Origin of the sequence: Acidovorax sp. SUPP3334, assembly GCF_030159055.1 — a bacterium.
Taxonomy (GTDB): domain Bacteria; phylum Pseudomonadota; class Gammaproteobacteria; order Burkholderiales; family Burkholderiaceae_C; genus Paracidovorax.
The window spans coordinates 96058-122752 of record NZ_BQXQ01000003.1 but is presented as its reverse complement, the minus strand read 5'-3'; the positions used below and the strand labels follow the sequence as shown (position 1 = coordinate 122752).

Genomic DNA, 26695 nt, shown 5'->3' with positions numbered 1-26695 from the left:
AAACGCATCAAAGCCAAGCTGGCCAGCGGCCCGCAGTCGGACCTGTTCGAGTAGCTCAGTCGGTGTCCTGCCCATCCTTGTTGAAGAATGCCTGGTAGATCACATACGGGATCACGGAGACCACCACCCACCACCAGTTGGCCTGCACGTAGGCCAGCACCCAGCAGCTCCAGCCGAAGAGCACGGCGAACCAGCCGAAAAGGGTCGAAAAGCGAGGGCGTTTCATCAGAGCATCTTCACACCGTTGAAGCCCCAGCGCACGTACACGAGGTAAGGGAGGATTCGGACAGTGCCCCCAGGCGTTGGAAGATGGATCGGAATGCTGGCCGCCTCTTTTATCATCATGTTCACAGGCCGGCCGAATCTCGCCATGTACACACCGGGACCGAAGAATCCGTGCAGCCCGAACTTGCTGGAGTTGATGACGCCGGTTCGCGCGATGCCTGCAGCCCCTGCCTTGGTCGTGAAGTGGATGAGGCTTTTGGGCAGCGCTGCAAAGCCGTACCCGGCCGTACCCAGCACCGTTGCTGTGGTGGGTGCAACATCAGGAGTCCAAAGCGCCGCGAACACGCCTGGCACGTGGGCCAGCGGCGCCAAAGGGCTCTGCGATTGCGTGGCGACGTCTGCCCAGTACTGCGTGGCTTCATCGGCCGCCTGCGTGGATTGCACGTACAGCTGCCGCAGCTTGAGCATGAGTCGGTTGATGGTGCCCGCATCGGATATCTGGACGGGTGTGTTGCAGCCCTCGCGGCGGCAGGTGAGTGAGTTATCGGCCATTGGTCCCGACTTTTTTTGTCACGCCGCTCCACGATGCGCGGAAGACGTACCGGCCTCCCTGCCGGCCCCGGATTACCGATGGTTCTGCTTTCGCTAGACTTACAAACTGCCCCGCCAACCGGAAACAGGGCGTTGCAGTGATTGCAATCTGATTTCAGTGGGCCGATTCGGTAAATCCCATCTGGTCCCCCTAAATCCCGATTTATCGCAGTGCAGGGACTGGGTTTATCTCAACTCCCTTCAGCCGCTGCAGGCATCGGCCGCCGCCCGGCTATGCTCTGCCCTTCGCTTTTTCGCCTGCCTTCGCTTATGTCACGTGCCCGCCTCACCCTTTTGACCTTGCTGCTTGCCATGCTGGCCGCCATTGCCGCCACGGCCTGGTGGGTGGCCCAGGGCCGCATGCGTGCAGCCCGGGCCCAGGTGGCGCAACTCCAGCAGGAAGTGAGCCAGAAAACCGAGCAATTGCTGGGCTACACCCGCTACACCGACTACCTGACGGTGAGCAAGCAGTCGTTGTCGGAGCAGATGAAGCTGATGGCCGCGACCGTGGTGCGCGAGGAAGGCACCACGCAGATCGTCGAAAAGTCGGTGCTGGGACTGGCATCCACCGGCGTAGTGGCGATCTGGTACACCGCCGAATATTCGTTCGGCTACGACCTGCGTCCGCAGAGCTACGAGCTGCGCAGCACGCCCGCCGGCATCGAGATCCACCTGGCCAAACCCACGCTGGTAGCGACCCCCGCCATCACCCAGCTGCGCCATCGCGTGCTGTCGGGCGGCCTGCTGACGGACAACAAGGGCGCGGTGATCAAACTGACCCAGGAGGCATCGCAGCGGGCGGCGAAACAGGGCGCGGCCATGGCGTCTGACCCGGCCGTGATGGCGCTGTGCGAAAAGAGCCTGATCGCATTCCTGTCGGATTTCCTAGCCCGCCAGCCTGGCGTGAAAACCGTGCCACGCATCACGGTGGTGTACCGATAGGACTTGCCGGCCGGTCAGCGCGTCACGGCGTGGGTCAGCCAGAGGGTCAGCAGCGCTGCACCCAGGCCCATGGGCATCACCCAGGCGCCCAGCCGCAGAAACTGCCAGCCGCTCACTGATTCGCCCTCGCGCCGCAGGGCGGCCAGCCACAGCAGCGTGGCCAGCGAGCCGGTGATCGACAGGTTCGGCCCGATGTCGATGCCCATCAGCGCGGCTGCACGCATGGAGGGCGATGCATTGGCGGCGTCCAGCGCCGCGCCCGCCAACAGGCCCGCCGGCAGGTTGTTCACCAGATTGGCGGCCACGCCGAGCAAGGCCCCTACGCCCACGTCGGCGCCGCCCGGCCAGGCGGTAGCGGCATGCCGAAGGGCGCCGGCCAGCAGGCCCACCACGCCCGTGTACTCCAGCGCCTGAACGAACACGAACAGGCCGGCCACCAGCGGCAGCACGCTCCACGACACCGCGCGCACCGCCGGCCAGGCCGCACTGCCGCACCCCAGGCGCAGCAGCACCAGCGTGACCAGCGCCGCGCCCAGCGTGGGCCAGCCCAGCGGCACGCGCATCCAGGCGCACGCCACCAGCACCACCACCGACACGGCCAGGCCACCCGCCGCGAGCTGGCCACCGCGGCTCAGCGGACTCGAGGGCACCTCGGTGCGGATGGTGGCGTCGATATCGTGCCGCAGGGCGAACCGCAGGGCCAGGAACGTCGCGGCGATGGAGGCCAGCGATGGCAGCGCGAACAGCGCCAGCCACTGGGGCAGCGATGGCATGTGGCCGCCCCACAGCACCAGATTGGCGGGGTTGGAGATCGGCAGCACGAAGCTCGCCGCATTGGCGACGAACGCACAGATGAACAGGTAGGGCAGCGGCGACGCGCCGACCGCGCGGGCCACGGCGAACACCGCAGGCGTGAGCACCACCGCCGTGGCATCGTTGGACAGGAACACGGTCACCAGCGTGCCCACCAAGTACACCCAGGTGAAAAGCCGGCTGCCCGAGCCGCCTGCGCGCCGGGCGGCGAGTGCCGCCAGCCAGTCGAACACGCCCTCGCGCCGCGCCATTTCGGACAGCAGCATCATCCCGGCGAGAAACAGATAGACGTCCTCGCCGCGCAGCACGCCCCGCCAGGCCTGGCTTGCCGGCAGGAGCCCGAAGCCGACCAGCGCCAGCGCGCCCGCCACCGCCCACACAGCCTCGGGCAAGCGCCACGGCCGCAGGATGACTGCACCCGTTGCCACCCCGACCACGCCCCAAATCCACTGCTGCGGTGCAAGCATGAAAGCCTTTGTTCCAAAAAAACGATCGACGAGAACCATAAAAAAGAGAGGCCGGCATGTTCATGAAGCGCGAATGTCGTCGCGCCATGGCCAGCATTCGGGATTCTAGGGAGCGCGCCGGCCTGCCATGCGTCGGACGCGGGCCAAGGCCCATGGTGGCGAAGGCCTGGGCAAGCCCCCCAGCCACAAGATTCACGGCAGCCCCTTAGGATGGCGGCCCAAGGAGTTGAGCCCGTGTTCCAGTTTTTCGAGAAGCGACTGCCCGCCTACCCCATCGCAGAACCCACCCTTCCCCCTGAGGATTTCATGGCCTTCGTGTGGGCCGGCACGCGTGGACTTCGCCGCTACGTCGTGGCCATGGCCGGCCTGTCGGCCGCCATCGCCGTGTACGAAGCCCTGCTGTTCGCGGTGCTGGGCCACGTGGTGGACTGGCTCACCCAGGTGACCCCGGCCATGCTGTGGGCCGAGCGCAAAGGCACGCTGGCGCTGGTGATCGGCATGCTGCTGGCCAGCATCGTGCTGGTGGCGGTGCAGACCAGCGTCAAGCACCAGACGCTCGCCATCAATTTTCCGCTGCGCCTGCGCTGGAACTTCCACCGGCTGATGCTGGGCCAGAGCATGGCCTTCTATGCCGACGAGTTCGCGGGCCGCATCACCACCAAGATCATGCAGACCGCCCTGGCCGTGCGCGACATGATCTTCACCACCACCGATGTGGTGATCGGCATGGGCGTGTACCTGTTCACCATCCTGCTGCTGGCGGCCGGCTTCGACGTGCGGCTGCTGGCCCCGTTCCTCATCTGGATCGGGTTCTATGGCCTGGCGTGCTGGTATTTCGTGCCGCGCCTGGGCCAGGTGGGCAAGGCGCAGGCCGATGCGCGGTCCGTCATGACCGGGCGCATCACCGACGCCTACACCAACATCGCTACCGTCAAGCTGTTCTCGCACACCCGGCGCGAGGCCGAGTTCGCCCGTGCGGCCATGGATGCGTTCAAGCACACCGGCTATGCGCAGATGCGCCTGGTGAGCCAGTTCGAGATCGTGAACCACATCCTGGTCGTGGGCATGATGGTCGGCGCATGCGGCACCGCGCTGTGGCTTTGGTCGCTGGGCCAGGTGGGTGCGGGCGCCGTGGCGGCCGTCACCGCCATGGCCCTGCGCGTGTCGGGCCACGCCCACTGGGTGATGTGGGAGATGACCACGCTGTTCGAAAGCGTGGGCACCATCCAGGACGGCATCAACACCCTGACCCGGCCACGCACGGTGGTGGACGCCCCCGACGCCCGCCCGCTGGCCGTGCCGCGCGGCGAGGTGCGATTCGACAACGTGACCTTCGCCTATCAGGGCGGCAAGCCGGTGATCGATCAATTGAATCTCACCATCCGCCCGGGCGAGAAGATCGGCCTGATCGGCCGCTCGGGCGCGGGTAAATCGACGCTGGTGAACCTGCTGCTGCGCTTTCACGACGTGCAGACCGGCCGCGTGCTGATCGACGGGCAGGACATCGCCCATGTGACGCAGGACAGCCTGCGCCAGGCGATCGGCATGGTCACGCAGGACACCTCGCTGCTGCACCGCTCCATGCGCGACAACATCCTCTACGGCCGGCCCGATGCGAGCGAAGAAGACCTGAATGCCGCCGCCGCCCGTGCGCAAGCGGCCGATTTCATCGATACGCTGACCGACCTGCAGGGCCGCCGTGGCTACGAAGCCCACGTGGGCGAGCGCGGCGTGAAGCTCTCGGGCGGCCAGCGCCAGCGCGTGGCCATCGCCCGGGTGATGCTGAAGGACGCGCCCATCCTGCTGCTGGACGAGGCGACCAGCGCGCTCGATTCCGAGGTCGAGGCAGCGATCCAGGAGAGCCTGGACACGCTGATGGAGGGCAAGACGGTGATCGCCATCGCCCACCGCCTCTCGACCATCGCCGCGATGGATCGCCTGATCGTGCTGGACGCCGGCCGGGTGATCGAGGAAGGCACTCACGCGCAATTGCTGGCCCAGGGCGGCGTGTATGCGCGGCTGTGGGGGCACCAGAGCGGCGGCTTCCTGGGCAAATCCGAAGACGATTGAAACTGCGGAAAAAGCTGGGGCCCTGGCAGCGCTCCAGGGCATATTCCATGACGGCGGGATGCTATCATTAATATAGCAATCCGGCAGCCATGCCCGACCCGCTTGCCGGGGGTTAAAGGTTCAGGGCGCAAGCCTCCGTAGGCTGCGCCCCTTCTCCCGCCGCGACGCGCCAACGCAGGCAACGCGCCCTGCCCCCTGGCCAGACACGCGGCGCTCCATCCGATTCATCACTCCAGGGGGAACCTTCCATGTCATTCGCATCCATTCTCGGCATCTCGATCGGCGCCGGCGCCGGCGCAGGCACTTATTTCACGCTCAAGAACAACCCCATACCCCAGGGCAAGCGCGTACTGATGTGCGTGGGCACCACGGTGGTGGTGTTCATCGTGCTGCGGATCATTCTTTGAACTGATTTCACCGGACAGGCCAGCGCGACACCGCGCTGCGCCCACTCGGCCAGCCGCCGCATCATTCCCCCTCGAAAAGACTTTCTCTTCAGGTCCCGAAGACCAGTGCCTTGTGCAGGCACACGCCCGCCATGACACCGTTGGCCGCGGCCAGCGCGGCGTTGTGGCCCGGCATGGCCGCATCGCCGGCGGCGAACACCCCAGGCACGGTCGTCTGCTGCGTCGCATCGACGCGGATCATCGGGCCCGACATGCCTTCGTCGAAAGCACATCCCAACTGCTCTGCCAACGGGCTGGCCATGTGCGTGCGCGGGGGCACGAACAGGGCCTTGATCGGCACGCAGCGTCCATCGTCCAGGCGCACGCCGGACAACGCGGGCGCATCGCCCTCCAGTCCCAGCACCCGGGCCGGCTCGACGGCAATGCCGCGGGCAGCCCGTTGCGCCAGCGCCTGCGGCTCGGGCGCTTCATGCCCGTTCAGGAACAGCGTCATCGGCCCCCAATCGCCCACCAGCATCGCGTGGTGCACCGACGTCGGCGCGGCATACAGCGTTCCGGCTGGAGCGCCTCCGACTTCGTAGCCGTGGCAATACGGGCAATGCAGCACCGTGGCGCCCCAGCGTTCCGACAGGCCAGGGATCGCAGGCAGTTCATCACGCAGGCCGGTGGCCAGCAGGAGCTTTTGGGCGAGCAGCGTTTCGCCCGAATCCAGCTCCACCGCGAATCCCTCTTCGGTCCCCGCTGCATCGGTGCCTGCACCGCTGGCCCGGCGTGAAAGCGCTGCCTTGCCGATGGCCCGGGCGTGAAGGGCCGATGCGGCCTTGAAGGTCACCGAAGGGTAGGCCATGAGCTGGCTGCGCGCCAGCGCAACCATGTCTTGCGGCCGGGTGCAGTCCTGCCCGAAAAAACCGTGCGACGCCGCTGCGAAGCGGTTGCGCGGTGCACACGCATCCACCATGCACACACTGCGCCGCGCGCGGGCGATCTGCATCGCGGCAGACAGCCCGGCAACACTGCCGCCAATCACCAGAGCATCAAACCGCATGGGAAATATCCTTTTTAGAAACACCGCTGCTGGCCCAACGGTCGTGGAAATCGCGCGACAGATCGACCAGGGTGATCTGCTCCAGGCGCGCCAGCAGCAATGCCTCGGCTTCGCGGTAAGTGCCGTCGAGCGCCGCGTTCACCGCCTGCTCGACGAGGCATTCAGGGCGCTCGGTGCGGTGGCCTACTGCCAGAAAAGCCGGCTCGCCCACGGCGCGGTGGATGTCGGCCAGGCTCACGCCTTCCAGCGGGCACGAGAGCACCCACCCGCCGCCATGCCCCTTGGCCGATGCCACGAAGCCGGCGTCGCGCAGACCCGCCATCACGCGCCGCACGACCACCGGATGGCTCTGCACGGCCTGCGCCAGCGATTCCGAGGTTGACGGGGTCTTACTCTCCGCCATGTGCAAGAGCACATGCAGCACGGCGGACAACTTGCCGTCTTTTTTCATGCAACATTACTAGTCGCATGAAATGCTTTTGACAAGCGAAGGGTTGATGCGGGCGTGCATCGGCCCAGGCGTTCGGGCACTGCGTGGCACCGCCCGCTCCAGCGAAAGAGTTGCTTTTCAGGCCAGTTCGGTCCGCGCACATCAATGGCCCGCGCAGCGCACCGCGCGTCCGCTTTGGTCAGTGTTGTCGTGGCGGCAGCACCCGCGCCGGGTTGCCCACCACAATGGCGCCGGTCGGCACGTCGCGCGTCACGACGCTGCCGGCACCGATGATCGCGTCGTCGCCCACCGTCACGCCGGGCATCACCAGCGCCCCCCCGCCGATCCACACATTGCGACCGATATGGACCGGACGGCCGAACTCCAGGCCGCTTGCCCGCTCCTGCGGCGAACGGGGATGGTCGGCGGCCAGCAACTGAACGCCGGGGCCGATCTGCGTGCCGTCACCGATGTGCACCTCGACCACGTCCAGGATGACGCAGTTGAAATTGAGGAACACGCCGGTTCCCAGGTGGATGTTGAAGCCGTAATCGCAGTGGAACGGCGGGCGGATCACCGCGCCCTCGCCCACCGAGCCCAGGTGTTCGGCCAGCAGTGCGCGGCGCTCCGCTGGATCGGCCGCCAGCGCCGCGTTGTAGCGCACGAGCCAGCGCTTGTTGGCGGCCATGTCGGCCTGGAGTTCGGGGTCGCGGGCATGGTAGGGCCGGCCGGCCAGCATGTTTTCTTTTTGGGAGGTCATCGGGCCATTGTGCGGTGGCCGCCGGGGACCGGAAAGCGATCTCGACCCTCACCAGGGGTGATGGCAAAAAAGCCTCTAGCGCAATAAAAACGCCGGCATATAGCTATCAAATAAATAGCAAACTCATGGAGCCGGCCGCAAGCTCTGCTGTGGCTCGGGTGGCTCGGCCCGCCCGCCATCGGCTGGCGGGGGCTGCACCACGCCCGGCCGTCGGCCGAGCGCTCCGCGCCGCGTTACTTGAGCACGCCGCGCGAGATGTCCATGACCATGCGCGTGGCCAGGTACAGCCGGGGCACGATGGTGTCGATCTGCACGTATTCGGCATTGTTGGAATGCGCGCCGTAGCCCGACAGGCCCATGCCCTCCACCACCGCGCCGCGCGTCTTGAGCGCGGCGAAAGCGGCGTCGGTGCCACCGCCCGTGGCCTTGTCCACCACGTTGAGCGGCAGGCCCAGTTCTTCATAGATCACCTTGCCGTAGCCGGCCACGCGGCGCGATGCCTCGCTGGCTTCCAGCGGCGGGCGGCGAACCTCGAACTTCATCGACACCTTGGAGTCGGGCAGCAGCCTGGTCTGCACCTTGGCCTGGAGTTCTTTTTCCAGCCCCTCGAAATCGGCCACGCGCAGGGCGCGGGCATCCGCCTGGGCCGTGGCCTCGGCGGGAATCACATTGCGATTGGTGCCGGCCTGGGCAACGGTCCAGTTCAGCTTCAGGCCCTGCTCGGGCTTGGACAGGTCCTTCAGTTGCAGCAACTGGTGCGACAACTCGTAGAGCGCGTTCACGCCCTTTTCAGGTGCCGCGCCGGCATGCGAGGCCCGGCCCTGCACCGTGAGGTAAGCCGCGCCGATGCCGCTGGTAGCCAGCCGCAGGCTGCCGTCGGAGCCTCCGCCCTCGAACGAAAACACCGCGTCCTGATCGGCCGCGATGCGCGTGATGGTGCTGCGAGCGCCGGGGGAGCTGATTTCTTCGTCGCCGTTGATCAGCACCGTGAGCGTGCCGTACTCCTTGAAGCCCAGTTTTTGCAACATGTTGACGGTGTGCAGGATGGTCGCCACGCCCTGCTTGTCGTCCGCGATGCCCAGGCCGTACGCCTTGCCGCCGTCGATGCGAAACGGCTGGTCTTTCAGCATGCCCTTCAGGTACACGGTGTCCATGTGGGCGATGAAAAGGATCTTCTTCGTGCCGGTGCCCTTGAACTCGGCGTGGACGATCGGCCCTACCTTCTCCGGGGTGTCGTCCAGGCGATAGATGTCGGCGGGCTGCAGGATCTCGACCTGGGCGCCCTGCGCCTGCAGTGGCTTGGCGATCCGCTCTGCGATCTGGTTCAAGCCTTCGATGTCCTTGCTGCCCGATTCGATGTGCACCAGGTCGCGGAGCGTATCGAGCAGCGGTTGCTGCTCTTTCTGCGCCAGGGCATGGACATCGGCCACCGGTGCGGCATGGGCCAGCGTGGCAACAAAAACCAGGGACAGGGCTGCGATCAGGGGTCGCACGGAAGACGGAGCGGTCTGCAAAGAGTGCATGGTGGAGCGAGCGGCATGAACCATGGAAAAGCCATTATTGGCCGCTGCAACAGAGATTCCAACCACGACGATTCTTGCAATGGATGAATCATTCCGTGGGGCTGCGATAGCCATGGCTGACGCAAGCAGCCCCCAGGGACGCGCCAGAACCGGCGAGCCCCCGAGGTACGAGAAGCTTTGCGGGCCTATGTAGGTGCTGCGTCCACCATCGCTTTGGCTGCGGCCTCGAACATCTTGCGTTTAGCCTTTGCCAGCCCCGTCCACCATCGCTTTGGCAGCGGCCTCGAAACTCTTGCGGTAAGCCTCTGCAATTTTTGCACGCACATCGCGAATGGTCGCTAGCATCTCATTCTGGACAGTTAACTCGTTCACTGCATTCGCGTTGATCTGATGCTGCATCTGCATCTGCATCAGTTTATTCGTTTGTTCGTCCGGCTGGAGGTGTTCAAAAAGTCCGTGCGGTAGCGCAAATTTACCGTTATGCGCAGTGACACCCAACTCGTGCCCATCGTCGGGTTCGTCGTCCGGCGGGGGCGGAGCATCCATGTCCACCTCGATTTCCTCCTGGATGCCGTGATTTCCGGGGTTGGCCTTGAGGTGCATATCAACATCTACCTCGTCGTCGGAATCGCTCTCCGAAAGCGGTGGCGCGTCGATGTCCACCTCGTCGTCGGAATCGCTCTCCGAAAGCGGTGGCGCGTCGATGTCCACCTCGTCGTCGGAATCGCTCTCCGAAAGCGGTGGCGCGTCGATGTCCACCTTGATTTCATCCGGGGTACCCTGCCCTGCCTTGGGAGGCAACGGCGGTGGAGGCGGAGGGGTAGGCTGAGCTTTTGGCGGCACATCCACCCCCTCCGAATGCACCGGATCGGCAGCAGGCGGCGTCTCGGTAATGATCGCGTTTTCATTGCCGCTGTTGGTCTCCCGCATCTTGTTGAACAGTGGGCTGCTGGTAAGAGCGCTCAGGAAGGAGCCCTTCTCATCGGCAGACACTTTTCCGTCAAGGGCCCTGGTGCTTTGATTGCGTGCGGCAACCATCTCGGCATTCTGTTCCTGCCTTTGGTGCTTGAGCAGTGCGGTCTTTCGCAGGTCGTTGATATTGACGCGCGGACGGGAGCTGACGTCCAAATCCCGCTTCGCATGGTTGTTTGCCTGCAGTCCACCGGGGCCGCTCAGGCTTTTCTGCGAGTCCGACTTTTTAAGGGCCGGCTCCTTGACAGGTGCGGACTCAGTTCTCGGAGGGATGCCCCCCAGTTTGCCGGAGGTGAAGTTGTTGACGGAAGTATTCATGGCGGTGGCCTGAGCGTGGATCGTTGGTGATCAAAGTGTGCGCAGTCCTGTCGATCAAACGGTGCGCCATTGCGAAGTCATCGCTCAAGAGCCGAACCGATTCGCGGCCGGTACGTCGTCGCACGCCTACGTGGGCTGGGGTTGAGGTCCTGCCAAGCGAGCCAGGGCTGCCTTCAACAATCAGTTCATCTTTTATCAACGCTAACAAAGGACGCCCAATGTCTATCTCGCTCATTCTGCTCATCATCCTGATCCTGATCCTCGTCGGCGCGCTTCCTACCTGGGGCCACAGCCGCTCGTGGGGATACGGACCCAGCGGCGGTATCGGGCTGGTGGTCGTCATCCTGCTGGTCTTGCTGCTGATGGGCAGGATCTAGCCCTTTCCAGATGCGTCGATGCGGCCGACGGATCGTCGGCAACGACTCGGCAAAGCGGCATCTCCAGGCCGTTTTTTTGCCTGCCATAGCCTGAGCCATCCAACGCCGATAGTTATTTGGCTCCAGGGGCATCGCCATCGTTTGGATATGATGCGCATCATGCGAAAAACGCAACCCACTCTCAGAAGTGCGGCCAAGGAGGCCTCTCACGAACGCATCGTCAGTGCAGCAGCACGGGCCATACGGCGCAGCGGATACGCGGGCACGGGTGTGGCCGACATCATGAGAGAGGCAGGCCTGACCCACGGCGCGTTCTACGCCCACTTCGAATCGCGCGAAGCCATGCTCGCGGAAGCCGCAGACCGGGCAGGTGCGGAATCCAACGCAGCGGCAGCGAACGTCATCGCCGGTGTGCCCCCCGAGCAGGCACTCAACGCGCTCATACAGACCTATCTGTCCAAGCTGTACCTCGACAGCGTCGAACTGGGTTGCCCGATTTCTGCGCTGGGCTCCGAGATGCCGCGCCAGTCCCCTGAAGTGCGCCGTGCAGCCACACGCCGGATCAAGGAAATGATCGACCTCATTGCCCGCCAGTCACCGGACTGGGGACAGCCCAGCGCCCACGAACGTGCGCTGGTCACGGCAGCCACGCTGGTCGGCACGCTGATATTGGCCCGTGCGGTGGATGACGCTGCCCTGTCCGATGCGCTGCGCGAAGCGGCCCTGGCCAGTCTCACGGCCACCCCGTCTTAAAAAACACGTGCCCTTGCCGCCTTTGCTCGCCTAAAAATATGACGATCATCATGTGAAATTAATATAAAAATCATCGATTCCGAGCGCATCAACGCATCAAGGGTCGCGTTAAAAAGATCCCCACTCGTCAGTCTTACTGATCTACAAAGATCACCGCACAAAGAAGGAAAACCATGAAGGCATTTTTAGTCGAACGCTACAGCAAGAAAGAAAAGCTGAGCCTGAGGGAAATTCCCGAGCCAGACATCCAGGACGATGAGGTGCTGGTGCAGGTGCATGCCGCAGCGGTGAATCCTCTGGATTCGAAGGTCAAGGCCGGCGAATTCAAAATTCTCTTGCCCTACAAAACACCTTTTGTCTTAGGGCACGACGTCGCGGGCACCGTGGTGCGTGTGGGCGCAAGAGTGAGTGGTTTCAAACCCGGGGACGCCGTCTATTCGAGGCCGGATGATTTCCGAACCGGCACCTTTGCAGAATACGTTGCCGTCAAGGAATCTTCACTGGCCATCAAGCCCGACAACATCACCATGGAAGAGGCCGCATCCCTGCCGCTGGTCGGCCTGACGGCATGGCAGGCACTGGTGGAACAGGCAAAGCTCAAAAAAGGCCAGAAGGTCTTTATTCAAGCGGGCTCCGGAGGCGTCGGAATCTTTGCCATCCAGTTGGCCAAGCACCTGGGAGCGACCGTCGCCACCACCACCAGTGCAGCCAACGTTGCCATGGTGAAAAATCTGGGGGCCGACGTGGTGATCGACTACAAAAAGGATGACTTCGAAAAAGCCATTCGCGATTACGACGTCGTTTTGAACAGTCAGGATGCAGCCACCCTGAAAAAGTCGATGAATGTGCTGAAGCCTCAGGGGCGTTTGGTTTCGATTTCCGGACCGCCAGACCCTGCATTCGCTGATGAAATCAAGGCCCCCTGGTTTGTGAAACAGATCATGCGCGCGCTCAGCTTCGGCACCAGAAAGGCGGCCAAGCAATTGAACATTCAATACTCTTTCCTTTTCATGAAAGCCAGCGGGAATCAATTGCGCCAAATTACCGCATTGGTCGAATCAGGCGCCATTCTTCCTGTCATCGACAAGATTTTCCCTTTCGACAAGACCAACGAAGCGCTGGAATATGTCGAGAGCGGTCGCGCGAAAGGAAAGGTCGTCATCAAGGTGCGCTAAATCCGCCCTCTTTTTTTATCAATTCATATGATGGCCATCATATTTTTCAACGTGAAATTCTGGAGTCAGCCATGAACATCGAAAACGCTGTCGTCCTCGTCACCGGTGCCAATCGCGGCATCGGCCTCGCATTCACCCGTGAACTGCTGCGCCGTGGAGCCCGCAAGGTCTACGCTGCCGCGCGCAACCCCGCCTCGATCACCCTGCCGGGAGTGGATGCCCTCACTCTGGACGTGACCCATCACGACCAGGTAGCCGCTGCCGCTCAACGGGCCAGCGATGTGACCCTGGTCATCAACAACGCCGGTATCGCCCAGCCGGGCGGCTTTCTCGCGCCAGACAGCGACGAAGTGTCACGCCGCATGTTGGAAACCAATTTTTTTGGCGTGCTCAATGTGAGCAAGGCCTTCGCCCCTGTGCTGCAAGCCAACGGCGGCGGCGCCTTTCTCAACGTCCTGTCAGCGGGATCGTGGGTCAACGGCGGCGAGTTGGCGGCTTACTCCGCCAGCAAGTCGGCCGCCTGGTCGCTCACCAACGCTCTGCGCAATGAATTGAGGGCGCAAAAAACCCAGGTGCTGGGCCTGCACATGGCCTATGTCGATACCGACCTGACACGCGGGTTCGAAGTGCCCAAGAGCAGCGCCGAAGACATCGTTCAGCGTGCGCTCGATGGTCTGGAAGCAGGCGAGGACGAGGTTCTGGCAGATGCGTTGACCCAGCAAGTCAAGCAAGGGCTGACGGCTCCCCGCCCTTCCTATCTGCCGGCGGCGCAATGAACTCAGACCGATTAAGCCTGGGATCATCCATGCGTTCCATCCGACCCACAGCCCTGCTGCGCCGGCTTCTTCAATCCACTGTCGGCGCATTCACCATGGCCATCGCATTCCATTCGGCACCGGCGGCGGCGGCACAAGCCGTTCCCGCAGGCACCGCCCAGGGCCTGCCGGCAGCGGCCAACCCTCAGGAGCATTCCTGGAAAACCGTTCCCACCCAGACCCTCGCAGCGAACGGTGTGAACTTCGCATACCGCGAGTTGGGACGGCAGCACGAGGGAACGCCCGTGGTGTTCCTGACCCATCTGGCGGCCGTGCTCGACCACTGGGACCCTCGGGTCATAGATGGCATCGCCGCGAAGCGCCACGTCGTGACTTTCGACAACCGCGGCGTCGGCGCATCGACCGGCTCACCGCCCCATTCGATCGAGGAAATGGCGGACGACGCCATCGCCTTCATCAAAGCCATGGGCTTCAGGCAGGTCGATCTGGTGGGTTTCTCCATGGGCGGAATGATTGCCCAGGAGATCGTCCTCAAGGAGCCGCAACTGGTGCGCAAGATGGTGCTGGCGGGCACGGGGCCCGCCGGGGGAGAAGGCATCAGCAAGGTGGCTGGCGTCGCCAACTACGACCTGCTGCGCGGCCTGTTCACCGGCCAGGACCCGAAGCAATTCCTGTTCTTCACCCGCACCCCGGGCGGGATCGAGGCTGGCAAGGCTTTCCTGGAGCGCCTGAAGGAGCGAACGGACAACCGTGACAAAGAGATTTCCGTCACCGCCTACACGGCGCAGTTGTGGGCGCTGTACGCCTGGGGAAATAAAAATCCCGCGGATCTTTCAGTTGTCCGGCAGCCGGTGCTGGTCGTGAACGGCGACGACGATCGCATGGTCCCGACGGCGAACACCTATGACCTCGCGCGGCGGCTGCCGCACAGCGAAATCATCATCTACCCCGACGCCGGCCATGCTGGGGCCTTTCAGTACCACGACGACTTCGTCCTGAAATCGCTGGCCTTCCTGCAATAAGGCTGCGATCGCATGGGCCACCACCGTGCTGCCGCCGGCCAGCGGCGGCAGCACGGTGGAAGCAAGGTGGAAGAGATAGCCGACACCCTGCCTGGAAGAGGCGTCGCGCTGCTCGGCTGAGCAACGCATGGAAGGTCATGAAAGATGCCAAACCAGAGCGCAGGCCACCAGCGCGTAAAACAGAATGCCAGCGACCAGCAATCCATTGAATGTGAAGACGCGCTGGCCGTCCCGCTTGAAAGAGAAAGCACCGGCGGCGGCAAAGACCCGGCTCTCGATGCGGTCCGGATTTTCTTCACGCCAGTGACCCAGGCTGGCGAGCCGGATCACGCATTTGCCGGTGAACAGCAAAACGGCTTCAACCGCCGTGAAAACTGCTACGCCAAGAATGTCTTGCACGCGTTGCCTTCATGAAGCGCCGATGGGCGATGGCCCAGTGTAGTTTCACGCCGCTCGCGTCAGGCCGGGCGCCTCTCCGCCGCAACGAAAGCCATCGAGAACTTGGCGAACTCCTTGCCGTCCACCACGCCGTTGGCATTGCCACCCTGGTCCATGAGCTGCAAGATCGCCTGGGACAATTCACTGCTGCCTTTGGCGCCCGAGGTATCGCCAAGGCCCTTCATGAACTCATCTTGCGAAATCTTGCCGTCGTGATTGGCATCGAACCCTGCCGTGAGTTGCTCCTTCTGCGCTTCGGTCGCGCCGAAGCGGGTGAGCAGCTCACCGAAATTTTCCGCAGACACCGAGTTGCCCGAGCCCGCCAGCGCTGACCGGCCCGCCATGGCCCGCGCCGATGACGTGCTCACGCTCTGACTCGCCACGCCGGACAGCGCTTCGGCTTCCTTGCTCAGGGTGATTTGCGCGGACGGCTCGGGTAAATCGGTGGACCCGCTGCCCCGACCGGAAGCAGAAGGTTTCGCCGACCCGGAGGACGACGCGTTGAACAGCAGGGATGCGACCGATGCGAGGCCGGAAATAAGAGGTGTCATCGCCAAAGTACTCCTGTCGATGGCGAAGCAATCCACAAAATAAGCGCCCTTCGCCCGGCCCTTGCAGGGTAGGCGTTGGCAAAGATGGCGATGCCGCGAAAAGGCAGCGATCTCCGGGCCTTTACCGGCCTTCGGCCTTTACCTGACCGAACCACGTTCGCGCCCAGCGTTCCCCCCCTTCAAAGCGCAAGCGAAGCCCGCAGGCGCGGCACATGCGAGGGCCGCCAAGCGCGTGCGTTGCGGTCAGCTTCGCTCGGTGGCCACGCGGGTTCCGAGGCCGCTGGCCGAGGCATCGCCCGCTCCCGACGGGTGCGCCGTTGGCGCCTGGCGCCGCACGAACCGATAAGCCAGCACCAGCAGCACGAACCAGGCGGGCGTGGCAATCAGGGCCTGGCGCGTATCGGCCTCGAACGACAGCAGCACCACGATGCCCGCGAAGAAGGCCAGACACACGCCGCACATCCAGACGCCACCCGGCATTTTGTATTTCGAAGCAGCGTGCAGCCCGGGCCGCTGGCGGCGATAGGCGATGTACGACAGCAAAATCAGCGACCAGACGAACATGTAGAGGATGGCCGACACGGTCGTCACCAGGGTGAACGCTTCGACCAGGTCCGGAATCACCCACATGAGCAAGGCGCCGCCCAGCAGGCATGTACACGAAAACACCAGCCCGCTCGAAGGCACGCCCCGGCCGGAGAGCTTTGCGAAGCGGCCCGGCGCCACGCCTTTTTCGGCCAGGCCGAACAGCATGCGGCTGGTGGAAAACACGCCGCTGTTGGCCGAAGACGCCGCCGACGTCAGCACCACGAAATTGATCACGCCCGCTGCCGCCGGCAGGCCGGCCAGCACGAACAGTTCGACGAACGGGCTCTTGCCCGGAACGATGTCGCGCCAGGGCGTGACCGCCATGATCGCGATGAGCGAGAACACGTAGAAGAAGATGATGCGCAGCGGAATGGAATTGATCGCGCGCGGCAGCGTGCGCTCCGGGTCCTTGGCTTCGGCCGCGGTGGTGCCCACCAGCTCGACCCCTGCGAAGGCAAACACCGCGATCTGGAACCCGGCGAAGAACCCCATCCAGCCGTGCGGAAACATGCCGCCGTCGTTCCACAGATTGGCAACATTCGCCGTGCGGCCTGCCGGCGATACGAAATGCACGCAGACCATGTAGATCCCGGTGGAGACCAGAGCGACGATGGCCACGATCTTGATCATCGCGAACCAGAACTCGATCTCGCCGAACAGCTTCACCGTGAGCAGATTGAGCGACAGCAGCAGCCCCACGCAGGCCAGCGCCGGCGCCCACTGCGGCAGGCCCGGAAACCAGAACTGCGAATAGGCCGAGATGGCGATCACGTCCGCGATGCCCGTGATGATCCAGCAGAACCAATAGGTCCAGCCTGTGAAGAACCCGGCCCAGGGACCGAGCAGGTCGGCCGCGAAATCGATGAAGGATTTGTACTGCAGGTTGGACAGCAGCAGTTCGCCCATGGCACGCATGACGAAGAACAGAACGAAGCCGATCATCATGTACACGAAGATGATCGACGGACCAGCCAGGCTGATCGTCTTGCCCGACCCCATGAAAAGCCCGGTGCCGATGGCTCCTCCGATGGCGATGAGCTGAATGTGCCGGTTGGACAGGCTGCGCTGCAGATGGTCGTTGTCGTGCGGGCCCGGACTTGCGGGGGAAACCTTGTTGTTCATGAAAAACCTCCTGAATTGATTTTTGTTTTCATGGGACGCGCGGCTCAGGCGCCAAGCCGCCGACCTGCAGATCGCTCCCGGATACCGCGCCGCTCTGCCAGAGCAAAGTCGGGCAAAGACCTGCCAAGGCCTGCTGCCAACGGCAGCCAGGCACCTCGCCTCCCCATGAAAGGGCGAGAGAATAAACCACGCCCGCGCCGGTTTCGCGCCCGGCGCCGGGGTTCGCAAGGTGGCTTACTGGGCGGAGCGCGCCATCGCTTTCAAGGAGTTACACGCTTTCTGCCGGACAGAGCCGGTTCTTCTCCAGCGCCACGGTGTTTTTGAGCAAACTCCACACGGCCTGGGTTTGGGCCAGGTGCTTGGCCTCGGCGGTCATGCTCATCCAGAAGGTCCGGGTGAACCGGGCCTCCTGGGGCTGCTCCAGCGAGATCACGATGTCCGCCTCGCGCCGGCTCAGGTGCAGCATGCGCGGCAGCGCCAGCAGGTCAATGCTCAGATTCGGGTGTTGCTGCGTGAGCCGCGCCAGATGCGGCGCGAGGATCAGCGTGCCAAAACCCTCCGTCGCGCCCACCCGCAACAGGCCGGAGGGGCCACTGCCGGCCGCGGGGGCGGCCTGCTCCACGGTGAGCACGGCGGACTCCATCGCTTCTGCGGCCGGCAGCAGTTGGCGGCCGGCTTCGGTCAGGCGATGCCCGCCGGCCTCGCGGGCGAACAGCGGTGCGCCCATCTGCTTTTCCAGCGACTGGATGCGGCGCGCCACGGTCGTGTGCTCCACGCCCGTGCGGCGCGCGGCACCGGCCAGGGTGCCGGAGCGGGCCAGCTCCAGAAAGTAGCGCAGATTGTCCCAATCCATGGCCTTCGTTCCCTCTCGTCGTGTGTGTGGAGTCGTGTGTGATGGTGGCAACGGCCAACCTCAACACTTCCACCCGTGCAAATTTGCAAACCCAGGATGCATTCGTGCGTCTTGTCCCAACAATTTCGCACAGCTACGATGCGCAAGCCACCGGATTTGCCCAGGTGCCCCCCGCTGCGTTGGGAAAGGCGCCCCGCCCTTGCTGCCGAAGCACGGGCGACCCGCATTGTTCCGGTGCCACATGACAGAACTCACAGGAGACACAGCACCATGGACGCATCCATCACCACTCAACAGGCCCAGCAGGCCACCCTGGCCCCCACCGTCAAGCTGCTCATCGGCGGCCAGTTCGTCGAGTCCAAGACCACGCAATGGCGCAACGTGGTGAACCCCGCCACCCAGGAAGTGCTGGCGCGCGTGCCCTTCGCGACGCCCGAAGAGATCGACGCCGCCGTGGCTTCCGGCAAGGAAGCGTTCAAGACCTGGAAGAAGACGGCCATCGGCGCCCGGGCGCGCATCTTCCTCAAGTACCAGCAGCTGATCCGCGAGAACATGGCCGAGCTGGCCGCCATCCTGACGGCCGAGCAAGGCAAGACGCTGCCCGACGCCGAGGGCGACGTGTTCCGCGGCCTGGAAGTGGTCGAGCACGCCAGCGCCATCGGCAACCTGCAACTGGGCGAGCTGGCCAACAACGTGGCCGGCGGGGTGGACACCTACACGCTGATGCAGCCGCTGGGCGTGTGCGCAGGCATCACGCCGTTCAACTTCCCGGCCATGATCCCGCTGTGGATGTTTCCCATGGCCATCGCCACGGGCAACACCTTCGTATTGAAGCCGTCCGAGCAAGACCCCATGGTCACCATGCGCCTGTGCGAGCTGGCGCTCGAAGCCGGCGTGCCGCCCGGCGTGCTGAACGTGGTGCACGGCGGCGAGGACGCGGTGAATGCCATCTGCGACCACCCGGACATCAAGGCGATCAGCTTCGTCGGCTCCACCAAGGTGGGCACGCACGTGTACAACCGCGCGAGCCTGAACGGCAAGCGAGTGCAATGCATGATGGGCGCGAAGAACCACGCCATCGTCATGCCCGATGCCAACAAGGAGCAGACGCTGAACGCCCTGGCGGGCGCGGCCTTCGGCGCGGCCGGCCAGCGCTGCATGGCGCTGTCGGTGGTGGTGCTGGTGGGCGAGGCCCGGCAGTGGATTCCCGACCTGGTCGCCAAGGCCAAGACGCTCAAGGTCAGCGGCGGCACCGACAAGGGCACCGACGTGGGCCCGCTGGTCTCATGCGCCGCGAAGGACCGCGTGGAAAGCCTGATCGAGCGCGGCATCGCCGATGGTGCGACGCTGGAGCTGGATGGCCGCAAGCCGCAGGTGGCGGGCTACGAGAAGGGAAACTTCGTCGGCCCCACGGTGTTCAGCGGCGTGAAGCCCGGAATGAGCATCTACGAGCAGGAAGTCTTCGGCCCCGTGCTGTGCCTGGCCTCGGCCGCGGACATCGATGAAGCCATTGCCTTCATCAACGACAACCCGAACGGCAACGGCACCGCCATCTTCACGCAGTCGGGCGCCGCCGCGCGCAAGTTCCAGGAGGAAATCGACGTGGGACAGGTCGGCATCAACGTGCCGATTCCCGTGCCGGTCCCGCTGTTCTCGTTCTCGGGTTCGCGCGCCTCCAAGCTGGGCGACCTGGGGCCTTACGGCAAGCAGGTCGTGCTGTTCTACACGCAGACCAAGACGGTCACGGCCCGCTGGTTCGACGACAGCACGATCTCGCACGGCGTGAACACCACGATCAGCTTGAAGTAATCGATCGATCGGCCGCGCTGTACATGGCTATGCAAAGGCCAGTGCAGCGCGCGCAGTGCTACAAGCGGGGAATGCACATTCTTCATCACCCGACCACGAAACGACTGGCGAGACCCGCACTCTGCTTGGCCATGGCTGCCAGCGCGGCCTGCGCCCTGCTTTTCAGCACGAGCGCCCATGCCCAGGCGGGCGCGGCCTGCAAGCCCGAGGGCACGGTGGCCGAAACCAATGCCTGCGCCGTGCAGACCTTCCAGGCGGCGGACACGGCCATTTCGATTCTCTACGGCGACGTGATGCGGGCCCTGTCCGCCCATGAGCGGCCGCAGCTGCGGCAGGAGCAGACCGCCTGGCAGCGCCAGCGCACCATGCTGTGCAAGCAAGGCACCCAGTCCACGGAAGGCCAGCCCGAATGGCCGCGTCTGTACCACGCCTGCCTGACGGCCGAGACCGAAGCGCGCCGCCAGGGCCTGATGCGCTGGCTGACGCTGGACCATCCGTCCGCCAAGCCCTGAGCCGCCCCGATTCCACCGCGCCAAAAGAGCGGCACGACGATAACAACCTGCCAGCGAGACACGATCCATGGACTTTGAACTGACCGAAGACCAGCGCGCGTTCGCCGAGACCGCGCGCGATTTCGCGCGGGCCGAACTCGCGCCGCACGCCGCCCGCTGGGACGCCGAAGGCATCTTCCCGCGCGAGGCGATCGCCAAGGCGGGCGCCCTCGGCTTTTGCGGGCTGTACGCGCCCGAAAACGCCGGCGGCCTGGGCCTGCCGCGGCTCGACGCCACCATGGTGTTTGAGGAAATGGCCGCGGTGGACCCCTCCACCACCGCCTTCATCACGATCCACAACATGGCCACCTGGATGCTGGGCACCTGGGCCACCGAGGCGGTGCGCGGCCACTGGGGGCCGCTGCTGGCCAGCGGCGAAAAGCTCGCCTCGTATTGCCTGACCGAACCGGGCGCGGGGTCGGATGCGGCCTCGCTCAAGACACGGGCAGAGCCTGTCGGCGATGAATACGTCATCAACGGCGCGAAGGCCTTCATCAGCGGCGCGGGCGCCACCGACGTGCTGGTGCTGATGGCGCGCACGGGCGATGCCGCGTCGGGCGCGGGCGGCATCACCGCCTTCGCCGTGCCGGCCGATGCGCCCGGCATCAGCTACGGCAAGAAGGAAGAGAAGATGGGCTGGAACAGCCAGCCCACACGCACCATCGGCTTCGACAACGTGCGCATTCCGGCCGACCACCGGCTGGGCGCCGAGGGCGAGGGTTTCAAGATCGCGATGAAGGGGCTCGATGGCGGGCGCATCAACATCGCCACCTGCTCGGTGGGCGCGGCGCAGGGCGCTCTGGCGCAGGCGCAGCAGTACATGCACGACCGCAAGCAGTTCGGCAAACCCATCGCCAGCTTCCAGGCGCTGCAGTTCAAGCTGGCCGACATGGCGACCGAGCTGGTCGCCGCGCGCCAGATGGTGCGGCTGGCGGCCGCCAAGCTCGATGCCGGCGCGCGCGATGCCAGCACCTATTGCGCCATGGCCAAGCGATTCGCCACCGATGCGGGCTTCAACGTGTGCAACGAGGCACTGCAGCTGCACGGCGGCTACGGCTACATCCGCGAGTACCCGCTGGAGCGGCTGATGCGCGATGCGCGCGTGCACCAGATCCTGGAGGGCACGAACGAGATCATGCGGGTGATCATCGCGCGCCGCATGCTGGAGGGCGATGCGCCCGATGCGATCCGCTGAATCGAAGTCACTATTAATTTCATAGCACAACCCCCTAGTACTGATTGTGCTGGAGGCTTATTTCATCAAAACCAAAGGAGACAATCCATGAACATTGCATTCATCGGCCTGGGCAACATGGGCGGCCCCATGGCGCTCAACCTGCACAAGGCGGGGCATGGCGTCCGCGCGTTCGATCTGTCCCAGCCCGCGCGCGACAAGCTCGCCGAGGGCGGCGTGTCCATTGCCGCCGACGCGGCGGCCTGCGTGCAGGGTGCGCAAGTGGTCATCAGCATGCTGCCGGCCAGCCAGCACGTGGAGTCGCTGTACCTGGGCAACGGCCAGCAGCCCGGCCTGCTGCCGCTGCTGGCGGCGGGCACGCTGGTGATCGACTGCTCGACCATCGCTGCCGCCACGTCCCGCAAGGTGGCCGATGCGGCGCAGGCCCGGAGCATCGCGTTCATCGACGCGCCCGTCTCCGGCGGCACGAACGGCGCCGTGGCCGGCACGCTGACCTTCATGATCGGCGGCAGCGCAGCCGACCTGGAACGCGCCCGGCCCCTGCTGGAGAAGATGGGTGCCAACCTGTTCCACGCGGGCGCGGTGGGCGCGGGGCAGACGGCCAAGATCTGCAACAACATGCTGCTCGGCATTCTGATGGCGGGCACCAGCGAAGCCATTGCCCTCGGGGTGGCCAACGGGCTCGATCCGAAGGTGCTGTCCGAAATCATGCGCCGCAGTTCGGGGGGCAACTGGGCGCTGGAAAAGTACAACCCCTACCCCGGCGTGATGGACACCGCGCCGTCCAGCAAGGGCTACGCCGGCGGCTTCGGCACCGACCTGATGCTCAAAGACCTGGGGCTGGCGCAGGAAAACGCCATGGCCGTGAAGGCGGCCACGCCGCTGGGCGGATTGGCGCGCAGCCTGTACGCCGCCCACAGCCTGGCCGGCCACGGCGCGCTGGATTTCTCCAGCATCATCCAGGCGGTGCAAAAGAAAGGCTGACCCGCGGCGGGCGGCGCCCTGCCCTCAGCCCCGCGGCCGCAGCACCATGCGGTCGCGCCCGATCTCCACATCGAAGTGCTGCAGGAAGTTCTGCCCCAGCAGCGCGTCTTCCTCGTCGTCGCCGGTGTAGCCGGTGCCCACGCGCAGGCCCGACACGGCCAGCGACCGCACGGTGACCGAATCGGCGGCGACCACGCGGCCCTCGCGCGTGCCGTTGGCGGTGCGGAACTGGGTGCGCTCGCCGCCCGACAGGCCGGCCTTGCGGGCGAGCGCATCGGTCACGCTCACCAGGCTGGCGCCGGTGTCCACCATGAACATCACCGGCTGTCCGTTCACCGTGCCGGCCACGCGAAAGTGCCCGTCGCGGTGGCGCGGTATGACCAGCGCGCCTTCGGCCGTCACACTGGCGCCGCGCGGTTTGAGGAAATGGTCCATCGCCACGTAAAGCACGCCCATCACGGCCAGCCAGAAGGCCAGAATGCCCCACAGGCCGCGCCGGGCCAACGAGCGCGTGCGCCGCTCGCCGGGCAGGTGCGCGTCTTCCACGTCCGTCGCTTCGCTCGCGCCCTTCACGCCGATGCGGTTTGCGCGCTCGCGGTCTTCGCTGTCCGATCCCATGTGCCCGGCTCCTTCGATGGCTGTGCTGGCTGCCTTGCCCGATTGGACGAGTATGGCCCATGCATCCAGCGCACCGCCACCCGCATAGCCGCCCTTGTCCTACGCCCGGCGCCAACGCATGAGTCCATCCTCGGGCCTTCGCCCGTGGCGGCCCCGGGCCGTCTGTTTCGCCGGTGCTGCCGGCTGCGGCCTGGCGGGGCCAGCGCGCTGCGCTGGGGGCGCCACGGCTGTCCGCCAGGCGGGCAGCCCGGCGATGCCGCCGTGCATCAGACCGGCACCGCTGCATGCCGTGGGCCGGCCCCGCTCTTTGTCCGCCGTTCGATTTTTCGCACCTTGTTCCGCCGCTTCATTTCAGGAGAACCCATGGCCCATCTTCCCAACACCCTCAGCCCTCTCACTCCGCGCCATCGCAGCCGTGCAGGCCTTGCGGCCGGCGGTGCCGCCCTGGCGGCCATGCTGTTCCTGGCAGGCTGCGCCGGCCACGGCAGCACCGACGACTCCCGCTCCGCCGTGGCGAAAACACCGGTGCCCGGCACCGAACGTGCCATGGCGACGGCACGGCTGGTCACGCCCCAGGGCGCGCCCGCCGGCAATGCCGTGCTGACCGACACCGCAGCCGGTGTCGAAGTCGCCATCCAGGTCCAGGGCCTCGCTCCCGGACAGCACGGCTTTCACATCCACGCCAATGGCGCCTGCGCCCCCGGGCCGGATGCCGCCACCGGCCAGACCGTCGCCTTCGGCGCGGCCGGCGGGCATTTCGACCCCGGCATGTCCAAGAAGCACGGCCACCCGGGCCAATCGGTGCATGACGCGCACGCGGGCGAGCTGCCCAACATTCCGGTGGGCGACGATGGCCGCGGCAGCGTGCGCTACGTGAACTCCAACATCACGCTCACGCCGGGCAAGGCGTCGGTGGTCGGCCGGGCACTCGTCGTGCATGAAAAGGAAGACGACTACACCACCAACCCCGCCGGAAACTCCGGCGGCCGGCTGCTGTGCGGCGTGATCGAACCCGCGCTCGCCAGCACCGTGGTGGGCGACAAGGCTGCCGTGCCCTCGCTGCTGGTGCGTTGATGGGCGGCGCACAGCCCGCGCCCGACGGGTCCGGCGCGGGCCGCCCGCCTTCCTCGGCGATGCGTTCATTCACGCGCCGGTTCGGGCCGGGGGCTGCGCCCCTTTCCACAGGCCGGCGTTTTGCAGCCCCCCCTTTCGCGCGGCGCGTGAGCCCGCAGGCAGCCCTGCTGTGCTGCGCGCTGGCATCCTGCGGCCCGGCACTGGCGCAGTCCGTCGCCGACGCGCCCACGGCCATCCTCCCCGCCGTGAAGGTCGAGGGCCATGCCGAGGCGCAGCGGCGCTTCGATGCGGCCGCCAGCCACACCAGCGTGCCGGTCGATGCGTTTTCCACGCCCAGCCCGCTCGTGAACCTGTCCGAACTGCTCTCGGCCCAAGCAGGTGTGGTGGCGCTGGACCGGCAGAACTACGCGCAAGACCTGCAGATCGCCGTGCGCGGCTTCGGCGCCCGCTCCACCTTCGGGGTGCGGGGCGTGCGCATTCTGGTGGATGGCATTCCCGCCACCATGCCGGACGGCCAGGGCCAGGCGGCGACCGCACAACTGCAATCGGCCTCGCAGGTCGAGGTGTTGCGCGGGCCGCTGGCGCAGCTGTATGGCAATGCGGCCGGCGGCGTGCTGCAGGTCACCACGCGGGAGCCGCGCGAAGGCGGCGGTGCGGCGGCCTCGGTGGCTGCGGGCTCGTTCGGCCAGCGGCTGGTGGATGCCTCGCTGGACTTCGGCGACCGCACGCTCGGCGGGCTGGTCGATGTGTCGCACTTCGAGACCGATGGCTGGCGCGACCACAGCGCCGCGCGGCGCACGCACCTGAACGGCAAGCTGGTGGCACGTCCCGATGCCGACACCAAGGTCACCGCGTTGCTCAACCTCTACGACCAGCCCTTGGCACAAGACCCGCTGGGGCTGACCCGGGCGCAGTTCAATGCCAATCCGCGCCAGGCGCCATCGGTGGCCGCCGATTTCGACACGCGCAAATCGGTGGCCCAGAACCAGCTCGGCGTCGTGCTGGAGCGGCAGTTGGGCGCCGCAGACAGCGTGCGGGTGCGCGCCTATGGCGGCACGCGCACGCTCACCCAGTTTCTGTCGTTCAGCGGCGCGGCGGCCAACAGCGCGGGCGGCGTGGTGGACCTGGACCGCGATTACTACGGCCTGGGCGTGGCATGGACCCACACCGTGCGCCGCGCCTCCGGCCTGCCGCTCACCTGGACCCTGGGGCTGGATGCCGACCGGCTCTCCGAACACCGCCAGGGCTTCGTCAACAACAACGGCACGCCCGGCGCGCTGCGCCGCGACGAAAAGGACCGTGCGGGCAACACCGACCTGTTCGCCCAGGTCGATGCCTGGCTGTCGCCCACCTGGCGCGCCGTGGCCGGCCTGCGCGCGAGCCGTGTGCGTGCCGAAGTGGCCGACCGATTCGTCAATGCGGCCAATCCCGACGACAGCGGCCAGCGCACCTGGCGCCAGACCAGTCCGGTGCTGGGCCTGGTATGGAGCGCGACCGACCAGCTCAACCTGTATGCCAACATCGGCCGAGGCTTCGAAACGCCCACCCTGGCCGAAATGGCCTACAGCCCGGGCAATACCGGCCCCAACTATGGCCTCGATGCCTCGCGCAGCCGGCAGATGGAGATCGGGGCCAAGTGGCAGGGAGCGGTGCACCGCATCGAAACGGCGTGGTTCGACGCGCAAAGCCGCGGCGAGATCGTGCCCGCCGCCACGGTGAACGGCCGCACGGTCTACCAGAACGCCGACCGCGTGCGCCGGCGCGGGCTGGAGGTGGCCTGGAGCGCCCAGGCCGGCGCCTTCAAGCCAAGGGCTGCGTACACCTACCTCGATGCGTTCTTCGACAGCCCCTACGCCGTGGCAGGCGGGGCGGCCGTGCCGTCAGGCAACCGGCTGCCCGGCACCGCGCGCCACGTGGTGCAGCTGGCGCTGGACCATGCCCTCTCGCCCGCGTGGCAATGGGGCGCGACGCTCGATGTCTCGGGCAAGGTCTATGCCAATGACGTCAACACCGAAGCCGCCAGCGGCTTCGCGGTCGCCGGGCTGCGCGCCGGCTATGCCTTTCGCACGGGCGACACCCGCTGGCAGGCGTGGGCGCGGCTCGACAATCTGTTCGACCGGCGCTATGCGGGCTCGCTCATCGTGAACGACGGCAATGGCCGGTTCTTCGAGCCCGCGGCCGGCCGCCGCGTCATGGTGGGCCTGCGCGCGCAGTTTCTCTGAAAGCGCCTTTGGCTGGCGCGGCGC

Annotated in this window: 27 protein-coding genes; 14 read left to right on the top strand and 13 right to left on the bottom strand. The window is 65.6% G+C overall.

The annotated features are described in order from the left end of the window. Nucleotides 1-55: 55 nt before the first annotated feature. Both AVHM3334_RS02370 and AVHM3334_RS02365 read right to left on the bottom strand, forming a co-directional pair. On the bottom strand, nucleotides 56-226 hold the full coding sequence (locus AVHM3334_RS02370; RefSeq protein ID WP_284409307.1) for a hypothetical protein: 171 nt from the start codon (nucleotides 224-226) through the stop codon (nucleotides 56-58). Further along, nucleotides 226-777 carry a hypothetical protein gene (locus AVHM3334_RS02365; RefSeq protein WP_284409305.1) on the bottom strand — a complete coding sequence of 184 codons (552 nt, stop codon included), beginning with the start codon at nucleotides 775-777 and terminating at the stop codon, nucleotides 226-228. Before AVHM3334_RS02365 ends, AVHM3334_RS02370 begins: the two co-directional genes overlap by 1 nt. A 309-nt stretch (nucleotides 778-1086) precedes the next feature. Between AVHM3334_RS02365 and AVHM3334_RS02360 the strand changes: the two genes are divergently transcribed. Beyond that, nucleotides 1087-1758, top strand: coding sequence for a hypothetical protein (locus AVHM3334_RS02360; protein ID WP_284409303.1), 672 nt, complete (start codon nucleotides 1087-1089; stop codon nucleotides 1756-1758). Between the two features lie 14 nt (nucleotides 1759-1772). Here AVHM3334_RS02360 and AVHM3334_RS02355 read toward each other — a convergent pair whose 3' ends face one another. Further along, on the bottom strand, nucleotides 1773-3038 hold the full coding sequence (locus tag AVHM3334_RS02355) for an SLC13 family permease (RefSeq protein WP_284409301.1): 1266 nt from the start codon (nucleotides 3036-3038) through the stop codon (nucleotides 1773-1775). 234 nt (nucleotides 3039-3272) lie between these two features. Between AVHM3334_RS02355 and AVHM3334_RS02350 the strand changes: the two genes are divergently transcribed. Continuing rightward, nucleotides 3273-5108, top strand: coding sequence for an ABC transporter ATP-binding protein (locus AVHM3334_RS02350; protein WP_284409299.1), 1836 nt, complete (start codon nucleotides 3273-3275; stop codon nucleotides 5106-5108). 248 nt (nucleotides 5109-5356) lie between these two features. Continuing rightward, nucleotides 5357-5515 carry a hypothetical protein gene (locus AVHM3334_RS02345; RefSeq protein WP_284409297.1) on the top strand — a complete coding sequence of 53 codons (159 nt, stop codon included), beginning with the start codon at nucleotides 5357-5359 and terminating at the stop codon, nucleotides 5513-5515. An 88-nt stretch (nucleotides 5516-5603) separates the two neighbouring features. On the opposite strand, the gene AVHM3334_RS02340 is transcribed toward AVHM3334_RS02345, so the two are convergent. The 5 genes from AVHM3334_RS02340 to AVHM3334_RS02320 all read right to left on the bottom strand — a co-directional run bounded on the left by AVHM3334_RS02340 (nucleotide 5604) and on the right by AVHM3334_RS02320 (nucleotide 10563). Further along, nucleotides 5604-6560, bottom strand: a complete 957-nt coding sequence (locus AVHM3334_RS02340; RefSeq protein ID WP_284409295.1) for an NAD(P)/FAD-dependent oxidoreductase — start codon at nucleotides 6558-6560, stop codon at nucleotides 5604-5606. After that, nucleotides 6550-7011 carry an Rrf2 family transcriptional regulator gene (locus AVHM3334_RS02335; RefSeq protein WP_284409293.1) on the bottom strand — a complete coding sequence of 154 codons (462 nt, stop codon included), beginning with the start codon at nucleotides 7009-7011 and terminating at the stop codon, nucleotides 6550-6552. The genes AVHM3334_RS02340 and AVHM3334_RS02335 overlap by 11 nt, the downstream gene beginning before the upstream one ends. A 178-nt stretch (nucleotides 7012-7189) precedes the next feature. After that, nucleotides 7190-7750: a sugar O-acetyltransferase gene (locus AVHM3334_RS02330; RefSeq protein ID WP_284409291.1), complete on the bottom strand. Its 561-nt coding sequence runs from the start codon at nucleotides 7748-7750 to the stop codon at nucleotides 7190-7192. Between the two features lie 233 nt (nucleotides 7751-7983). After that, complete coding sequence (locus AVHM3334_RS02325; protein ID WP_284409289.1) at nucleotides 7984-9273, bottom strand: M20/M25/M40 family metallo-hydrolase; 1290 nt, start codon at nucleotides 9271-9273, stop codon at nucleotides 7984-7986. A gap of 240 nt (nucleotides 9274-9513) precedes the next feature. Further along, the gene (locus AVHM3334_RS02320) at nucleotides 9514-10563 is read right to left on the bottom strand and encodes a hypothetical protein (RefSeq protein WP_284409287.1); all 1050 of its coding nucleotides are present in this window, start codon (nucleotides 10561-10563) and stop codon (nucleotides 9514-9516) included. Nucleotides 10564-10781: 218 nt separating this feature from the next. Here AVHM3334_RS02320 and AVHM3334_RS02315 point away from each other — a divergent pair, with 218 nt between their 5' ends. The 5 genes from AVHM3334_RS02315 (at nucleotide 10782) to AVHM3334_RS02295 (ending at nucleotide 14666) form a co-directional block, all read left to right on the top strand. After that, nucleotides 10782-10940, top strand: a complete 159-nt coding sequence (locus tag AVHM3334_RS02315) for a DUF3309 family protein (protein ID WP_284409285.1) — start codon at nucleotides 10782-10784, stop codon at nucleotides 10938-10940. A gap of 147 nt (nucleotides 10941-11087) precedes the next feature. Beyond that, entirely contained in the window at nucleotides 11088-11693 is a 606-nt protein-coding gene (locus AVHM3334_RS02310) for a TetR/AcrR family transcriptional regulator (protein ID WP_284409283.1), read from the top strand. Between the two features lie 173 nt (nucleotides 11694-11866). Next, a complete protein-coding gene (locus AVHM3334_RS02305) occupies nucleotides 11867-12868 on the top strand; it encodes an NADP-dependent oxidoreductase (protein ID WP_284409281.1) in 1002 nt (333 codons plus the stop codon). A 71-nt stretch (nucleotides 12869-12939) separates the two neighbouring features. After that, the gene (locus AVHM3334_RS02300; protein WP_284409278.1) at nucleotides 12940-13644 is read left to right on the top strand and encodes an SDR family oxidoreductase; all 705 of its coding nucleotides are present in this window, start codon (nucleotides 12940-12942) and stop codon (nucleotides 13642-13644) included. Between the two features lie 29 nt (nucleotides 13645-13673). Further along, entirely contained in the window at nucleotides 13674-14666 is a 993-nt protein-coding gene (locus tag AVHM3334_RS02295) for an alpha/beta fold hydrolase (RefSeq protein ID WP_284409276.1), read from the top strand. A 135-nt stretch (nucleotides 14667-14801) separates the two neighbouring features. Here AVHM3334_RS02295 and AVHM3334_RS02290 read toward each other — a convergent pair whose 3' ends face one another. The 4 genes from AVHM3334_RS02290 to AVHM3334_RS02275 all read right to left on the bottom strand — a co-directional run bounded on the left by AVHM3334_RS02290 (nucleotide 14802) and on the right by AVHM3334_RS02275 (nucleotide 18218). Then, a complete protein-coding gene (locus AVHM3334_RS02290) occupies nucleotides 14802-15065 on the bottom strand; it encodes a hypothetical protein (protein WP_284409274.1) in 264 nt (87 codons plus the stop codon). A gap of 59 nt (nucleotides 15066-15124) precedes the next feature. After that, complete coding sequence (locus AVHM3334_RS02285) at nucleotides 15125-15655, bottom strand: EF-hand domain-containing protein (RefSeq protein WP_284409272.1); 531 nt, start codon at nucleotides 15653-15655, stop codon at nucleotides 15125-15127. Nucleotides 15656-15898: 243 nt separating this feature from the next. Next, nucleotides 15899-17365, bottom strand: coding sequence for a D-serine/D-alanine/glycine transporter (gene cycA / locus AVHM3334_RS02280; protein ID WP_284409270.1), 1467 nt, complete (start codon nucleotides 17363-17365; stop codon nucleotides 15899-15901). A gap of 268 nt (nucleotides 17366-17633) precedes the next feature. Further along, complete coding sequence (locus tag AVHM3334_RS02275; RefSeq protein ID WP_284409268.1) at nucleotides 17634-18218, bottom strand: LysR family transcriptional regulator; 585 nt, start codon at nucleotides 18216-18218, stop codon at nucleotides 17634-17636. A 270-nt stretch (nucleotides 18219-18488) separates the two neighbouring features. On the opposite strand from AVHM3334_RS02275, the gene AVHM3334_RS02270 reads away from it, so the two are divergent. From AVHM3334_RS02270 to mmsB, 4 genes are all read left to right on the top strand, one after another. After that, a complete protein-coding gene (locus tag AVHM3334_RS02270; protein WP_284409267.1) occupies nucleotides 18489-20027 on the top strand; it encodes a CoA-acylating methylmalonate-semialdehyde dehydrogenase in 1539 nt (512 codons plus the stop codon). 131 nt (nucleotides 20028-20158) lie between these two features. Beyond that, the gene (locus AVHM3334_RS02265) at nucleotides 20159-20539 is read left to right on the top strand and encodes a lysozyme inhibitor LprI family protein (protein WP_284409265.1); all 381 of its coding nucleotides are present in this window, start codon (nucleotides 20159-20161) and stop codon (nucleotides 20537-20539) included. A 67-nt stretch (nucleotides 20540-20606) separates the two neighbouring features. Further along, nucleotides 20607-21773, top strand: a complete 1167-nt coding sequence (locus tag AVHM3334_RS02260; protein ID WP_284409264.1) for an acyl-CoA dehydrogenase family protein — start codon at nucleotides 20607-20609, stop codon at nucleotides 21771-21773. 87 nt (nucleotides 21774-21860) lie between these two features. After that, nucleotides 21861-22757 (top strand): 3-hydroxyisobutyrate dehydrogenase, encoded by an 897-nt coding sequence (mmsB, locus tag AVHM3334_RS02255; RefSeq protein WP_284409262.1) that lies wholly within the window; start codon nucleotides 21861-21863, stop codon nucleotides 22755-22757. A gap of 24 nt (nucleotides 22758-22781) precedes the next feature. On the opposite strand, the gene AVHM3334_RS02250 is transcribed toward mmsB, so the two are convergent. Then, nucleotides 22782-23375: a retropepsin-like aspartic protease family protein gene (locus AVHM3334_RS02250; RefSeq protein ID WP_284409261.1), complete on the bottom strand. Its 594-nt coding sequence runs from the start codon at nucleotides 23373-23375 to the stop codon at nucleotides 22782-22784. Nucleotides 23376-23738: 363 nt separating this feature from the next. Between AVHM3334_RS02250 and AVHM3334_RS02245 the strand changes: the two genes are divergently transcribed. Further along, nucleotides 23739-24449 carry a superoxide dismutase family protein gene (locus tag AVHM3334_RS02245; protein WP_284409259.1) on the top strand — a complete coding sequence of 237 codons (711 nt, stop codon included), beginning with the start codon at nucleotides 23739-23741 and terminating at the stop codon, nucleotides 24447-24449. Between the two features lie 59 nt (nucleotides 24450-24508). Then, entirely contained in the window at nucleotides 24509-26671 is a 2163-nt protein-coding gene (locus tag AVHM3334_RS02240; RefSeq protein ID WP_502869833.1) for a TonB-dependent receptor family protein, read from the top strand. Nucleotides 26672-26695 lie beyond the last annotated feature (24 nt).